Here is a 15369-nt window from a genome sequence, read left to right on the forward strand (position 1 = left end):
CAACGCCTCCTATTGCTTCGCTAATTCCGCCGTGATCTTGCGATTCTCCGGATCAAAGGCGCGGCGGTAAACCAATACTGTCCGGCCAATGGTTTGGGCCACTTCAAGCCCTGGCAATGCTTCAGCCAAAGCTTCACCTAAAGCTTTCGGGGTGATTTCGGCAGTTGGCAGCAAGCTGACTTTGATCAGCTCGCGCGCTTCGATGGCTGCCGCGACCCCTTTGATGAAACTGTCTGACACGCCGTTCTTGCCTAAGGTGACCAATGGCTTCATGGTCATGCCTAAGCTGCGTAAATAACGTTTCTGTTTACCTGTTAACATGAATTCTCCTTAATATATAACGTGCATCGGCGAGCTGCGCAAGGCTCCGCTCTGGTTAAACTAGTGCTTTGCGCAGCAGGACATCCACCCCAACTGGGGCGTAGCCGGCAACGGTTTGGCCAGCAGGAACGACGATCCAGCCTAAACCGGCAAATACCAGATCCGACTTCTCTTTAGGCGTAAATTCAAACCTGGCCAATGGCGGGAAGTCGGTTTGTTCTGGACGCGGTGGGTTCAATAAGCCGCCTTTGTGCTTTTCATAGAAGGCATCGGCGTTTTCCAGCTTGGTGCGGTGCAAGACCAATTGGTTGTCGACATAAATCGTGAAACCATTCTTTTGGCCTTTGATGAAGTCAAAGCGGGCCAGCCCGGCTAAGAAAATCGTCTGCCCTGGGTTAAGTTGATAAACTGCTGGGCGGATCGGTTTGGTCGGTGCCACCAAATTCAAATCGCGCTGATCGATGTAATGCGCCATTTGGCCGCGGTGGATGATCCCTGGCGTGTCGATCAACGACTTGCCGTCATCCAGCGGGATCTCGATGCGATCAAGCGTCGTGCCAGGAAAGCGCGAAGTGGTGATCAATTCTTGCACGCCGGTTAACGACTTGATGATCCGATTGATCAGCGTCGACTTGCCGGTGTTAGTCACCCCAACCACATACACATCACGCCCGGCGCGGTATTTCTCGATTAAGGCCAATAATTCGTCGACATTGTGCCCTTTCTTGGCACTGGTCAACAACACCGCTTCCGGCCGCAAGCCTTGCGCATGCGCCGCTTGCGTCAGCCAGTTGGTGAGCTTGCGCGGGTTAACCGACTTGGGTAAGACATCGGCTTTATTACCGACTAAGATCACGGGGTTGTCGCCAACAAAGCGGTGCAAACCGGGGATCACACTGCCGTTAAAATCAAAAATGTCGACAACATTGACGATCAACGCGTCGTCTTGACCCAAGGCATTCAACAACTTCAAGAAGTCATCATCAGTGAGTTCGACGTCTTGGATCTCATTATAATGCCGCAAGCGGAAGCACCGCTGGCAATACACGTCAGCTTCTGGGTTGGCTTGTTGTTTCTTTAAACTGCTTGCCGGCAAATACCCGGCGTGATCCGGCGCTTCGGTTTGTAAAACTGCCCCACACCCGATACAACGCAACGCTTCATCTTCAGCCATGTAGATCCTCCTTGTAAACCAATCGTTTCTTGCCGCCTAACAACATGAACACAAAGCGTTCCATGAACCGATTGATGCGCGTGTTCCAAGCATCAGTGGCCACCAAAGGCTGCACCAAGATCGTTTTGACCCCGGCGGCATTGCCAGCCATCACATCAGTCAACAGTTGATCGCCAACCATCACCACGGCGCTTTTGGGTAAACCAAGCTGTTTGACCGCCCGATTGATGCCGACTGGCAGCGGCTTAAGCGCGCGGGAAACAAAAGGCAGTGCCAATTTTGAAAGCGCCCGGCTGATCCGGTCATGATTATTATTGGATACGACCATCACGGTAATACCAGCTTCTTGCATTGTCTTAAGCCAGCTGTGCAATTCTTTGGTACCGTCTGGATTATTCCAGGCAATCAAGGTGTTATCCAGATCTGTCAAGATCGCCTTAATGCCTTGTTCGTGCAATCGCTCAGGGGTCAAGCCGTATACAGCTTTCACCAGCCAAGTCGGTTTGAATATTGCCACTTGCGGGCCTCCATTTCGTAAGCATATCTAATTCATTATAACAAAGTCCCATGCCGCTGAACAGCTAAGCGCGCTTCACCAACTGAACAATCAGCAACTTCCTTGGCTGGTTGAATGCCGGCGCGGGTTTAGTCATTGATCAGGAATAAATTTCCCTTTTGGGCAAAGATACGCTAGGATAATTGTAAGCGGTATCGAACGACAAGCCGCTGGGATGGAGGCGATCATTTGAATTCAATGCATCATGTGTCACTACTCACCGGCAACGTGCCTGCCACCATCGCGTTTTACCGCGATCAGCTGGGCTTGCGCTTAGTGCAAAATACCGTCAACCAAGAGAACCACCACATGCGCCATATTTTCTTTGGTGACGATTTAGGGACGCCCGGCACGGTGATCACTTTCTTTGAAGTGTCAAACCTTGGGCCGCGTTATGACGACGGCGCCTTCATGCACGAGCTGCACCTGGCGATTCCAAAAACCAGCGCCGACTATTGGCAACATCGCTTAGGCAGTTTGCATGTCAAAGACCCCAATGACGTCGCCATCACCTTGGTGCCTACCAATACCCTGCCAAAAGCTGCAGCAGTCGCCAGCCTTGTGCCGGCTGCCGCGCAGATCCAAGGCTTATTAGGCAGTGTCTTAAGTGTGCCAGATCGCGCCGCTGCATTGCATTTCTTTGCGACGATGCTGCACCAGCCGTTATATGAGCCGCAAGTCCTGCTGGATCACGGCGAGCGCTTAACGCTTGAAGCCGCCTCTGCTGGCAAACACCGCTTCGGTCGCGGCAGCATCGACCATATCGCCTTAACGGTGCCAGACCAAGCGGCGCTTAACGGCTTGCAAACCCTTGCCCAACAAGCCGGGTTTACGGTTGAGAAGTATGCCGATCGCGGCTGGTTTCAAAGTCTGTATGTGTTAGAACCCAACGGCAATCGCATCGAGTTTGCCACCACCACGCCAGGCTTTGCGCTTGACGGCACCGTGGATCAAATTGGCGTGGGCTTAGGCCTGCCGCCGTTTCTTGAAGATCAGCGCCAAGCACTCGTCCAATATTGGGCCAATCAGGGGGTGTTGTTTGATGAACCTGCCGTTACCCCACATTGATCATGTCACGTTACTCACGCAAGATGCCCAAGCAATCATCGACTTGATGACGCAAGTTTTTGGGCTGCGTTTAATCAAAACCACAGTCAATCAAGCTCAACCCACCCAGTATCAATTGTATTTCAGCGATGACATCGGCACTTCCGGCACGAAAGTCTCGGCCATCGTTGATCCTAACTTCGCCAAAGCCCAACGCGGCGGCAATATGCTGGCCAATTTCGCGTTTCAAGTTGCCGATCTCACGGCTTTGCATTATTGGCAAAAGCGGCTGCAAAAGTTCCAATTGACTGTCAGTCCAGTCTATTACCGCTTCAACATGCCGACTTTTGACGCCAGCACGCCAGACGGCCAGCAGTATCAATTTATCGTCAGCCATGAGCGGCGCGGACAGTCTTGGCTGGATAGCGATGTGCCTGAGGCTTATGCTATTGGCGGCATCGGCTTGGTGACAATCAACGTCTTAAATGCACCGCGTTTGGCCTATGTGTTGCAACAAGACTTGGGTATGACAGCTGTTGCGCAAGACGATCAGGTCAGCTTGTTTCAACAAGCGCACAGCCAGCTGCTCGTCCAAGCACAACCAACGGCGATCTTGGTTGAAAGCGGCTATGGCATGCTGCATCATGTGGCCTTTGCGGTACCTGATGATGCCAGCTTGGCGGCATGGCTGACGCGCCTTGATGAAGCACGTTTGGCACATTCGCCGATCGTGGATCGTTACTATTTTCATGCGGTGTATTTCAAAGTTGGACCGCAATTGTTGTTTGAACTTGCCACCAGTACACCCGGCTTCTTCAAAGACGAAAGCTATCAACAAGCCGGCAAACAGCTGGTGCTGCCACCGGCTTTGGCAAAACGATCGGCTGAACTGGTTGCCAAGCTGCCGCCAATGGATACGAGTTGGCATGGGAGGTGAAACAATGACGATTTATATTGACGGCCACAACGCCCAAACCTTATTGCTGCTGCATGGCAGCGGCGGCAGCGCGCAAGACCTGATCCCCATCGGGCACAAATTGGCGCCTGAGGCCGCGTTATTAAGCATCCCCGGCCGCGTCATTGAAAACGGCCAGCGGCGATATTTTAAACACAATGCCGACGGCGGGTTTGATCTGAATGACTTGGCTAAACAAACCGCGTGGCTGTTAAATACGGTTGATCATGAATTGATCAGCCACCGCCGCGACGCCGCCCAGCTAACCGTCGTCGGCTATTCAAACGGCGCCAACATCGCGGCGCGCGCCACGTTAAGCGGACCAGTGCCTTGGCAGCGCGGGGTGTTCTTGCACGCGATGCGGCTAGGCGGTGAAGAACTGGCGGCGCGCTTGGATGATTTTGCCGGGTGGTTTTCTTATGGCACCCGCGATGCATTAGTGTCAGAAGCCAACTTTCACAGCTTAGTAGCGATGTTTCAAGGTTCAGGCGCGACAACCACCGTCTTCACCCATCAACGCGGCCACGCCTTGACACCGTTGGAGCTGGAAGCTGCGGCGCAGTGGCTGACATAGAAGGAGAAAATATGCAACGATTCGGTTTTGATCATTATGGCGATTCCACCGTTTTTCATGAGATCCAAGCGCCGATGCCGCAACCCAAATCAGGCCAAGTACTGCTGAAGGTCTTAGGCTTTGGGCTGAATCCGTATGATGCCCGCTTGCGCGCCGGTGCTTATGCCGCCAGCCGCCAGGTGAAGTTTCCTGTAGTACCAGGCACAGATGTCTTAGGCCAAGTCGTGGCGCTAGGTGCAGGCGTCAGCGATTTTGCCATTGGTGATGTGGTGATGAACTATCGGCCATTAGGCGGCTACAGCGAATATGTCACTGCCAGTGCCACCAAGCTATTGCTCAAGCCCACCGCCTTAAGCATGTTGGATGCCACCGCAATCCCTCAAATCGGCATCGCCGCGTATACGCTGATGACCATGCTTGCCCAGCAAGACAAGCGCGACCTCACGATCTTAGGCGCAGCTGGCGGCGTCGGCAGCATCTTGACTCAACTGGCCATGGCGCGCGGCTATCGGGTGTGCGCCGTGGCGCGGCCGCAGCATCGCACCTTCTTAGAAAGCTTGGCCGTACCGCAAATTGCCTTTGATCCCACCTTATTGCCGAAAACCGCATTAGTGGTCGATTGCACTACCGGCGGCGCGTTAAGTGATGTAGCGATGAACTTGGTTGCAAACGGCGGCTTGGTGTTAAGCTTGAATCCCTTGCCGGCAGCCACTGGAACTTACACCACCCAAACGCTGGGCCAATTCGCGCCGGTGCAAGCAGCGTTTAATACCTTAGCCACCGTGGCGCGTACCTGCGGGTTGACGGTGCGCATTGCCTCAACGCTGCCTTGGTCGGCTGCTGGCGTCCAACAAGGCCATCAGCTGCTCGATGCCGGGCACGTTGCCGGCAAACTGGTGGTCATGCAAGCCCAAGCGGTGCAAGACGCTGCCCGCGCAAATTTCGATCAGTTATAACGACACAACAAACAGCTCTCTGCCATACTTAAGCATGGCAGAGAGCCGTTTTGGCGTGATTGGGCGAACAATTGCTTAACCCAACCAAGGTTAATTGTGATCTAATGCCGAATCATCAACAGCGTTCAATGCGTCAGCCACTGCCGAAATCGTGTCAGCCAACACCCCTTCATCAAACGGTGAACGCAAGTGGCCGGTTTTCAATAATTCCAGCAGCGTTTGGCTGCCGCCGGCTTTGGCCATGGCCACATAATCTGCCCAGGCGTTGTCATCATGCGCCACGGCTGTCCGCTGCCAGAACTCAAAGGCAACAACTTGCGCAATTGTGTAATCCAGATAATAGAATGGCACATCAAACAAATGCGCTTGGCGATACCAATAAATGCCGCTGTTAAGCGCATCATTGTCGCTGTAATCGCGATCTGGACAATAACGCTGTTCCAACAAGCGCCAGTGCGCCTTGCGCTGTTGCGGCGTCCAGTCAGGATGGGTATAAACATCGTGTTGGAAGTGATCGACCAAGATCCCATAAGGTAAGAAGATCAACGCGGATTGCAAATGCGCATAGCGATATTTATCTGTTGCCTCGCCAAAGAACGCCTGCATCCAAGGATAAGCGATAAATTCCATGCTCATGGAGAAAATTTCCGCTGCTTCATTGGTAGGAAATACCGTATCGCCTGGCTGGATCCACCGCGCCAAATAGGTTTGGAATGCGTGGCCGGCTTCATGAGTCAACACATCCACATCCCCTGCTGTCCCATTAAAGTTGGCAAAAATAAACGGCCGCTGGATCCCTGGCAGATATTCAGCATACCCGCCGCCTTCTTTACCTGGCTTGGCCACCAGATCCAACAATTTATCCGAGATCATATGTTGAAAGAACTCGCCGGATTCAGCCGACATTTCATGATACATCTGATTGGCTTTGGCCACTAATTCATCAGGCGTGCCGATCGGCTGCGCATTGCCAGATTTAAACTGCACCGCCAAGTCATAATACGCCAAATGATCCAAGCCCAACCGCTTGGCCTGCTTGCGTCGTTGCGTCAGCACCCGCGGCACCACATGCGTCAACACCGCTTGGCGATAATCGGCCACCATGGCCTCGTCATAATCGAAGCGGTCCATGAACACATAACTCATTTCAGCATAGTCTTTGAAGCCTAACACATGCGCCATTTCAGTGCGCACCGCCACCATCTTGTCGTAAATCGCATCGATTTGGTCACTGTGTTGGGCAAAAAAGCCCCAATATGCTTCGCTGGCTGCTTTGCGTACTGCGCGATCCTTATCGGCCATCGGTGCGCCAAGCTGGGCCAAGGTGTAGGTGCCGCCAGCATATGGAATCTGCGCTTGGGCAATCAAGTTGTCATATTCGCTGATCAACTGATTGTCTTGTTGCTGCAACGCCAATACCGCCGGCGTTTGCACGCGCAATTGATTCCTAGCTTTCAACATGAAAGTGTGCGGATACACTTCAGTCAGCGCCGCTTGATAAGGACTGGCAGTCAACGCTTTGAGGTACGGCACCTCGGCGTTATCAAATTGCGGGCCGTATTCATTCCAGAAATCGTCTTCTTGGGCATAGAAGGTATCTTTGGTATCAATGCTGTGGCGGATCGTCGCCAACATCGCCGCAGTCATGACGGTATTAACTTGTTGCACCGTTTGTTTGGCAACCGCCACCGCGGCTTGCGCACTCGGCGCACTATTGATCGCCTCAGTGGCGCGTTTCATCTGCGCTTGATAAGCAACTAATTCAGGCCGCTGGTAAGGAACTTTGGTAAAATCCATGATTAACCACCTCTTGCAAGCATTATCCCACATTGCGCTTGTTTCGGCGAGGCGGACAAAACATTGCAGCGGCAGATACGCGGTCTTTCACGTTAACCACGATCGCCCTTGAGGCTGACCAACTCATCCACATCTTAATGCTGCCGATACACTTTCTCTGCTTCAGTATGATTACTGCATACGATTGCTTTAACTCAAGCATTCACCGGTCACAACTCACCTTAATTTGCTTCCAATCAAACCGATATCACCAACTTACAATTTCATGTGCCAGACAAAAGATGATGCTGATTCACACATTGTAGGACAGGTGTTGCGCAGGTGCGTGGGGGCCGCGAGACGGTCAGGCCGTGAAACGATCAGCAGCGCAAGACAAGCGTTCTCTGCTTGGCTTGCGTTGCTGATCGCGGCAAGAATTGAAACAGGCAGGTGAGCGCAGCGAGCGCCTGGTTCAATTCTTAGGCGGAAAACGCGCGCCCCTCAGCGCGGTTGCAGCCGGCCGCACCGCCTGCGCCGTCTCGCGGCCCCCACGCACCGAAGCAGCACCTGTCCGGGCTAGACCCATGTCCCCGCGGGATACGACTGTGGTCTTCGTCGAGCTCCGTGGCGCAACGCGGCGTGATATAAGTCGTGACGTCAATTGGGCAAAGAACGCCCAACTGCCATCCCGCCTTATATCCACCGCTAAGTGCGCGCCACTGCGCTCTGGGTACTTCGTCGAGCTCCGTGGCGCATCGCGGGTGCGGCTAGCTACGCAATTGCACTCGGGACAAAGTGCGGTCCCAAGCGCAATTGCTAGGCTACCCGACCCGCTCAAGCGCGCCACTGCGCTCTGGGTACAAAAAAAGCCCCTCAACGAGGCGGCTTTTCAATGATTTAGGCCAAAGCCTTCTTAGCAGTATCTGCCAAGGCAGTGAAGCCGGCAGGATCTGCAATGGCGATGTCAGCCAGCATCTTACGGTTCATGTCGACGTTAGCCAACTTCAAACCGTGCATCAGCTTGCTGTAGGAAAGACCGTTCAAACGCGCAGCGGCGTTGATGCGGGCGATCCAAAGGCGACGGAAGTTACGCTTCTTAGCGCGACGATCGCGGAAAGCATAGCGATAGGAAACCATCACTTGAGAGTTTGCTGACTTGAACAGTAAGTGCTTGGCACCACGATAGCCCTTAGCGAGCTTCAGTACCTTCTTACGACGCTTACGAGTAACAGTTCCACCTTTAACACGTGGCATTAGAATTCCTCCTCAAATTTCACGAAAAACATTGAGCGCGACACCGTGCTCTATCCAATCTAGGCGAGGCCTAGGATTACTTCATTTGGCTGAGCATCTGGCGGATCCGCTTCATATCTGAGTGGGATACCACACCGGACTTGCGCAGTTGACGACGTTGCTTCTTAGTCTTACCGTGGAAACGGTGAGAAGTATAAGCGTGGCCGCGCTTTAAAGCGCCGCTAGCAGTGCGCTTGAAACGCTTGGCAGAAGCGCGGTGAGTCTTGAATTTTGGCATGACGATTTCCTCCTAAATAACTTCTGACTACTTTTTGTTGTCAGGTTTTGGCGAAAGCATTAAGAACATGCTCCGCCCGTCCATCTTCGGACGAGATTCAACAACAGCGAGTTCCTTAGTGGCCTCCGCCATTTGTTCAAGGACCTTTTGCCCCAAGTCCTTATGGGTGATCGCCCGTCCGCGGAAACGAACGGAGACCTTGACTTTGTCGCCTTTTTCAAGGAACTTAGTCGCATTCTTCAAACGGGTGTTGAAGTCCGCTTCGCCAATGGTTGGGCTCAGGCGGATTTCTTTGATGCTGATGGTTTTTTGTTTCTTGCGCGCTTCGCGTTGTTTCTTTTGCAACTCGAAACGATATTTACCGAAATCCATGATCCGCGCAACAGGCGGCTTGGCATTCGGCGACACAAGGACCAGATCCAAGTTAGCAGCTTCTGCTAACGCAAGGGCATCACGGGTCGCCTTCACGCCAAGTTGTTCGCCGTTTTGATCGATCAAACGAACTTCACGTGAACGAATCCCATTGTTGACCATCATATCTCGTGCTATGGCAATTCACCTCCAAGATTATTCGCAAAAAAACCAAGCAAAAAGACGACACGAGCTTCTTCGCATAGAAACTCCCGCCGTCATGGTTACCGTACATTTGCCTAGCGGTCGCAATGACGTGGGCGAGAAGCGGGCGCTTCTGCTTGTTTTCTCAACGTTTAATACTCTACCAGACTATGGCCGACGCGTCAACTATTCTTTTTCTGAAAAAGCCGGCTATGGCTTGCGCAGCGGCTTGTGCGGCGGCTTGAGTTGATTCTTCGGCGGCACCAGCGGCTTGCGATGCAAGCGTGCATCACGCTGGAGCTTTGATTCGTGTCCCGCAACATGGCGCCCTTGGGCCAAGGTACGGTTGTGGTGCACCACCGCAGCTGCTGGTGCTGCAACAGGCTTGGCTGAACTGGGTGCTTGTTGCGGGTGATGTTTTTGTGAAACGCTTTGTTGACGCTTGTTGCGTGCCGCGGCAGGCTTAGGGGCTGCAGCTTTTGGCTGGGCGGTTGCCGTGGGCATTTGGCCGGCTTTGAGCTGCGCTTGCCACTGCTGGTAGCGCTTCTTAGGGGCGTTGTCGGCGTTGACGCGGGTCAGCTTGGTGGCGACGATCATCACCACCACAATGATGACAATTAGCGCGCCCATGATCAGGCCTGCTTGTCGCTATTGTCGACATCTTTGATGGCATCAACGACCTTGGCGTTGCCCGCTTGTTGGGCCAAGGCACTGTTGAGCATGCCACGAATATTGATGCCGGCAACTTCATCCAACATGTCCAACTGCTTAACCAGGGAATCATTGGTTTGGCTGGTTAAGTCCCCGTTGCCATACAGCTTGATCGAATCCACATTCGCATAAGGGCTCATGGCGGCTTCGATGATCTTTGGCATCGCTTCGATCACCATCTTAAAGCGGCCGGATTCATCCAATTGCTTAGCGGCTTCGGCTTGTTTGGCAATGGCTTCGGCTTGCGCCAAGCCCACTGCTTTGGTTTTCTCGGCTTCGGCCCGACCGGTAGCAGCAGTGGCTGAAGCTTCGGCTTGGCCAATGCGTTCAGTGCGTTGCGCATCGGCGTCGGCTTGCAGCTTGACTTGGTTGGCGTTGGCTTCAGCGGCTAATTCCACTTGCTTGGCATTGGCTTCGGCAGCGGCGATTTGCGCAGCTTTTTGCGCTTCGGCAGCACGTTGGGCCTTATACAAATCGGCATCGGCTTGCTTGCGCACTGAGGCGTTTAATTGCTGTTCTTGCAATTCGGCGTCTTTTTGGGCCAGTTCGATGTCTTTTTCCTTCTGAACTTGCTTGGCTTTCATTTGTTCGACGATCGCTGCTTGGTCGGCTTGGGCTTGGGCGATTTCTTGTTGCTTCTTGAAGTCGGCAAGCTTGACTTGTTGTTCGCGCTGGGCGTCGGCGACTTGTGTTTGGCGCTCGATTTCTTGCTGCTTGGCTTCTTGATCAGCTTGGGCTTGTTGAATCCGCGTATCGCGGCTGGCGGCAGCTTCGGCGATGGCCGCGTTCTTTTTGACCTCGGCGATTTGCTTCTTGCCTAAAGAATCCAGGTAGCCGTTTTGATCGGCAATGTCTTTAATGGTGAAACTGATGATCTGCAGACCCATTTTGGCCAAGTCAGATGAGGCCACATCTTGGACTTTCTCGGCAAAAGCGTCACGGTTTTGATACGTGTCTTCAACGGTTAAGGTGCCTAGGATCGCGCGCAAATGCCCTTCCAAGATCTCGGTGGCTTCGGCATTGATTTGCGCGTCGTTCTTGCCTAAGAATTGCTCTGCGGCAGTGGCGACTTCTTCTTGGCTGGAGCCGATTTTCAAGATCACTGTACCATTGACGATAATCGGCACACCTTGTTGCGTGTAAACTTCCGGCGTAGCCACTTCAATGGTGCGGGTGTTTAAGCTCAACACATCCCAGCGCTGCAGGATCGGCAGAATGAACGACCCGCCGTTGGTGATCAATTTCACCCGGTTGCCGTTGACGTCTTTGAAACTGTGCTTGCCTGAAATCAAAGCCCCGGAAATGATCAACACTTCGTTAGGCAGCGCCGTTTTACGGTGCGTCGCCAAGAAGATCAGAATCAAGATGATCACAACAATAGCAATGAGCCAGGGAATATAAGGGGCAACCATATCCATATCCATCACTTGTCTCCTCCACTTTCTTTGTTTGCCGCTTCGTGCAAACGTTCAACATAAGCAATGCCGCCGCGCACGGCAACCACCACCACCTGCGTACCTTGAGGCAAAGCTTTGGCATCTTGCTGCCACAACTTGGCCGGATAAGTCTGCCGCGCCCGCCCGCCGCCTTGGACCATCACTTCACCGGTGTGGCCTGGGGCAACCCCAAGCGTCAAGGTGCCCAACAGATAGTCATGATCTGACATCGAGGTGGAATTCTCCACCGGCGTGAGCAATTTGTTAAGCATTGCCAACACCGGCAACAACACCGCCGTTAGCACCAGCCACAACGCAATGGCGGCGATCACGACAATCAACCCGCCTACTGCCACTTGCAGCGGCCATTGCAGTTGACTGTACCATTCCAGCATATTGTCACCCCCTGAAGTTGCTGCTCGGCCAATTGGCAACTTGTGCCCACAGTATGCGCTGTCAAGCGCGGGTTGGCAACGAACACTTTTGTCACTTGCGAAAAAAAAATGACCAGGCCACCAATCATATCGTCTTGAGAAAATTGGCAACACCAAGTCACAAAAAAACTGCTCTGCACCGCGATTTAAAGTACAAATCGTGGTGCAAAGCAGCTGGCGTTATTAGTGCAGCCGCACATGGCTCAGCCTGGCAAATTATGCCTGATCATCGTGGTTGGACCCATTAGCGGCGGCTTTGAGCTGTGCGGTGAATTGCTTGCGATTCTTGATGAACTTGCTGATCCAAGCGATCGCGGCGATGCCGACACTGCCAAACACCGCCACCCCCACTGGGGCAAAGTCGATGCTGGTAAACCACCATTGCGCCACGAAATACACACCGATCAAAGCGATGACGATCGCCACCAGGACCAATAAGAACAAGTTGCGACCATCATGGGCCATCAAGGCCGCAAAGCGCTTGGCTTTATTGCCAGGCAGCCACGCCATGCCAAACACCACCGCCAGCATCGCCACCACTGCGATCACGCGGGCAATAATGAATAGTAGTAACCAAGAACCCCAAAGTTGCCAGATCATGTTTGTGTTATCCTCCGCTCGTTTACGTTATTAAGTAGATTAACACACCTGCGCCTCTTTTACCAAAAGGGACCCCGGCCTGAATCAGGCTGGGGTCCCTTCATGGGCATTAAACGACTAGTCGCCTAAGACCTTGTTGATTTCGCTTGGCTTGCGGGCGCCATCGCGAGAGTAGTTCTTGACTTCGGCTTCCATAGCTTCAACAAACATGTTGGAAGCTTCTTCTTCGGTGTGTTCTTCACCATAGCGGCGAACGGATACAGAAGCATTGGCCACTTCTTTGTCACCAACCACCACAGTGTATGGCACCTTGCGGGTTTGGGCTTCGCGGATCTTGTAGCCCATCTTCTCGTTGCGGTTGTCGATTTCAACACGCAAGCCGGCTTGCAGCATCTTATGCTTCAAGTCTTCAACGTAATCTTCATGCACGTCAGCCACAGGGATCAGAATGGCTTGCGTTGGCGCCAACCAAGTTGGGAAAGCACCTTTGTAGATTTCAGTCAGATAAGCGATGAAGCGTTCCATGGTGCCAACGACCCCACGGTGGATCATGACTGGACGATGGTCTTGGCCGTCTTTGCCGACATAAGTCAAGCCAAAGCGTTCAGGCAGCATGAAGTCCAATTGGATCGTAGACATGGTTTCGTCGTTGCCTAAAGCGGTCTTAGTTTGGATATCCAGCTTTGGCCCGTAGAATGCGGCTTCGCCTTCAGCTTCATAGTAATCCAAGCCCAAATCGTCCATGGCGCCTTTAAGCATCGCTTGGCTGCGCGTCCACATTTCTTCGTCATCAAAGTACTTCTGGGTGTTCTTAGGATCGCGGTAGCTCAAACGGAAGGTGTAGTCGTTGATGTTGAAGTCTTCATAAACATCCATGATCAAGCGCAGGATCTTCTTGAATTCTTCTTGGATCTGATCCAAAGCGACAAAAGTGTGACCGTCGTTTAAGGTCATTTCCCGCACCCGCTGCAAACCAGATAAGGCACCAGACTTTTCATAACGGTGCATCATGCCCAATTCGGCGATGCGCAGCGGCAATTCGCGATATGAACGGATGTGATGCTTGTAGATTTGGATATGGGATGGGCAGTTCATTGGGCGCAATTCCAACATTTCGCCATCGCCCATGTCCATTGGCGGGAACATGTCTTCGCGATAGTGATCCCAGTGGCCGGAAGTCTTGTACAGATCCAAGTTAGCCAAGATTGGGGTGTAAACATGTTCGTAACCGTCAGCCAATTCCTTGTCAATGATGTAGCGTTCGATCACGCGGCGGATCGTCGCGCCATTTGGCATCCAGTAAGGCAAGCCGGCACCGGCTTTAGGATCAACGAAGAACAGATCCAAGTCGCGCCCGATCGTACGATGGTCGCGTTCTTTGGCTTCTTGACGGTGCTTAGCGTCATCTTCGAGGTCTTGTTGCTTGTAGTAAGCCGTGCCATAGATGCGTTGCAGCATTGGGTTGGAAGACTTGCCTTCCCAATATGCGCCAGCCACAGACAGCAATTCGAAGTGCTTGAGGTCTTTGAGACTTGGCAGCAATGCAGATTCTTCAAAATCGAAGAAGTCGCCGAGCTGGAAGCCTTTGATCGCACCATCTTGGGCTTGGACCAATTGCTTCTTGAATGGTTCATTGGCAAAATATGCCAGTGCTTCTTCTTGGCTCAAGGTCTTGGATTCAATCTTGGCATCGGCTTTGATCAAGTCTTGCATCTTGGCTTTGATTTGCGGCAATTGGTCAACTGTCAATTGGCCGTTGTCTTTGTCAGTATCGTAGAAGAAGCCATCATCTTGCGCTTCACCTTGGCCCAAACGCACTTCTGGGAACAAGTCTTTGATGGCAGCTGCCAAGACAAAAGTAGCGGTTTGGCGCAGCACAGTTAAACCGTCGTCAGAATCTTTGGTGACGATTTCTAAAGCAGCGTCTTCTTCAAGCTTGGTGTCGAGGCTGACCAATTGGCCGTTAAGCTTGCCGGCAACGGCCTTCTTAGCCAAGCTGATGGCGATGGACTTGGCAAAGTCTAAAACAGACGCGCCAGCTTCAACTTCACGCTTGGAGTTGTCTGGTAAAGTAATACTGATTGACATAGTGTGATCCCCTTATGAATTATTCAGGAGTACAAAAAAGTCCCGGGCGCCATCACTGGCACCCGGGACGAGGCAACTCGCGGTTCCACCCGGTTTGAAGGCAAAAAAGCCTTCCACTCTGTGTGATAACCCAACACGGGCGAAGCATTTGCGAGAAGCGGTGCGGACCAGGTCTTGCGTCGCTTGCAGCCAAGGCGTACGCTCTCTGTTCATGGTCCTTGTAACTCCTGTCTTCGATACTTAGATTAAAACACAGCCAGCCCCACTTGGCAAGCCTAAACTGCAAGAAAATCTGCAATTGCGTCATCGCTTATTGATTCTGGGTGTTGGTCTGCGCGGCCGGACAGGGGTTGCTGCGTACCGCGGGGAAAGCGGCGGCGCAGGCAGTGCGGCCGGCTGCAACCACGCAAAGTACGCGTGTTTTCCGCCTAAGTTCAAAGCCAAGCGCTCGCTGCGCTCACCTGCTTGTCTTCGAACTTGCCGCGAGCAGCATAGCAAGCCAAGCACAGCCCGCTTGGCTTGCTATGCTGCTCGTTTCACGGCCCGACCACCGCTTTCCCCACGGTACTTCGCAACCCCTGTCCTTTGGTAATCGTGATCCATTAGACGACTGGCAGGTTGTATTCGGCTGAGACAAGCAATTCTTCACTATCTC

15 protein-coding genes and 1 pseudogene are annotated in these 15369 nt (G+C 52.9%); 4 read left to right on the top strand and 12 right to left on the bottom strand.

Going from position 1 to position 15369, the window contains the following annotated elements; all coding sequences use genetic code 11:
• Positions 1-9: 9 nt before the first annotated feature.
• Genes ACGG90_RS05490 through ACGG90_RS05500 form a run of 3 tightly spaced genes read right to left on the bottom strand, consistent with a single transcriptional unit; the run spans position 10 to position 2012 of the window.
• Entirely contained in the window at positions 10-321 is a 312-nt protein-coding gene (locus ACGG90_RS05490) for a YhbY family RNA-binding protein (RefSeq protein WP_390406834.1), read from the bottom strand.
• A gap of 55 nt (positions 322-376) precedes the next feature.
• Positions 377-1495 carry a ribosome biogenesis GTPase YqeH gene (gene yqeH / locus ACGG90_RS05495; RefSeq protein WP_390406837.1) on the bottom strand — a complete coding sequence of 373 codons (1119 nt, stop codon included), beginning with the start codon at positions 1493-1495 and terminating at the stop codon, positions 377-379.
• A complete protein-coding gene (locus ACGG90_RS05500; protein WP_390406839.1) occupies positions 1488-2012 on the bottom strand; it encodes a YqeG family HAD IIIA-type phosphatase in 525 nt (174 codons plus the stop codon). Before ACGG90_RS05500 ends, yqeH begins: the two co-directional genes overlap by 8 nt.
• 237 nt (positions 2013-2249) lie before the next feature.
• On the opposite strand from ACGG90_RS05500, the gene ACGG90_RS05505 reads away from it, so the two are divergent.
• From ACGG90_RS05505 to ACGG90_RS05520, 4 genes are read left to right on the top strand one after another with little or no spacing between them, the layout of a single operon-like run.
• The gene (locus tag ACGG90_RS05505; RefSeq protein WP_390407037.1) at positions 2250-3119 is read left to right on the top strand and encodes a VOC family protein; all 870 of its coding nucleotides are present in this window, start codon (positions 2250-2252) and stop codon (positions 3117-3119) included.
• The gene (locus ACGG90_RS05510) at positions 3094-4035 is read left to right on the top strand and encodes a VOC family protein (RefSeq protein WP_390406842.1); all 942 of its coding nucleotides are present in this window, start codon (positions 3094-3096) and stop codon (positions 4033-4035) included. The genes ACGG90_RS05505 and ACGG90_RS05510 overlap by 26 nt, the downstream gene beginning before the upstream one ends.
• A 4-nt stretch (positions 4036-4039) precedes the next feature.
• Positions 4040-4627: an alpha/beta hydrolase gene (locus tag ACGG90_RS05515; RefSeq protein WP_390406844.1), complete on the top strand. Its 588-nt coding sequence runs from the start codon at positions 4040-4042 to the stop codon at positions 4625-4627.
• An 11-nt stretch (positions 4628-4638) separates the two neighbouring features.
• A complete protein-coding gene (locus ACGG90_RS05520) occupies positions 4639-5583 on the top strand; it encodes an NADP-dependent oxidoreductase (protein WP_390406846.1) in 945 nt (314 codons plus the stop codon).
• Positions 5584-5673: 90 nt separating this feature from the next.
• Here ACGG90_RS05520 and ACGG90_RS05525 read toward each other — a convergent pair whose 3' ends face one another.
• From ACGG90_RS05525 to thrS, 9 genes and pseudogenes are all read right to left on the bottom strand, one after another.
• Positions 5674-7380 (bottom strand): M3 family oligoendopeptidase, encoded by a 1707-nt coding sequence (locus ACGG90_RS05525; protein WP_390406849.1) that lies wholly within the window; start codon positions 7378-7380, stop codon positions 5674-5676.
• An 876-nt stretch (positions 7381-8256) separates the two neighbouring features.
• On the bottom strand, positions 8257-8613 hold the full coding sequence (gene rplT / locus ACGG90_RS05530; RefSeq protein ID WP_390406852.1) for a 50S ribosomal protein L20: 357 nt from the start codon (positions 8611-8613) through the stop codon (positions 8257-8259).
• A 76-nt stretch (positions 8614-8689) separates the two neighbouring features.
• Complete coding sequence (gene rpmI / locus ACGG90_RS05535) at positions 8690-8890, bottom strand: 50S ribosomal protein L35 (RefSeq protein ID WP_390406854.1); 201 nt, start codon at positions 8888-8890, stop codon at positions 8690-8692.
• 27 nt (positions 8891-8917) lie between these two features.
• Positions 8918-9445, bottom strand: coding sequence for a translation initiation factor IF-3 (gene infC / locus ACGG90_RS05540; protein ID WP_390407040.1), 528 nt, complete (start codon positions 9443-9445; stop codon positions 8918-8920).
• A 210-nt stretch (positions 9446-9655) separates the two neighbouring features.
• A complete protein-coding gene (locus ACGG90_RS05545) occupies positions 9656-10075 on the bottom strand; it encodes a hypothetical protein (RefSeq protein ID WP_390406857.1) in 420 nt (139 codons plus the stop codon).
• 29 nt (positions 10076-10104) lie between these two features.
• A pseudogene (locus ACGG90_RS05550) lies at positions 10105-11574 on the bottom strand (flotillin family protein); the annotation flags it as partial.
• Between the two features lie 5 nt (positions 11575-11579).
• Entirely contained in the window at positions 11580-11987 is a 408-nt protein-coding gene (locus ACGG90_RS05555) for an NfeD family protein (RefSeq protein WP_390406859.1), read from the bottom strand.
• Positions 11988-12242: 255 nt separating this feature from the next.
• Positions 12243-12626, bottom strand: a complete 384-nt coding sequence (locus ACGG90_RS05560; protein ID WP_390406861.1) for a hypothetical protein — start codon at positions 12624-12626, stop codon at positions 12243-12245.
• Between the two features lie 117 nt (positions 12627-12743).
• A complete protein-coding gene (thrS, locus tag ACGG90_RS05565; RefSeq protein ID WP_390406863.1) occupies positions 12744-14714 on the bottom strand; it encodes a threonine--tRNA ligase in 1971 nt (656 codons plus the stop codon).
• Positions 14715-15369 lie beyond the last annotated feature (655 nt).

It is taken from the genome of Lacticaseibacillus jixiensis (genome assembly GCF_042847315.1).
Classification (GTDB): Bacteria; Bacillota; Bacilli; order Lactobacillales; family Lactobacillaceae; genus Lacticaseibacillus; species Lacticaseibacillus jixiensis.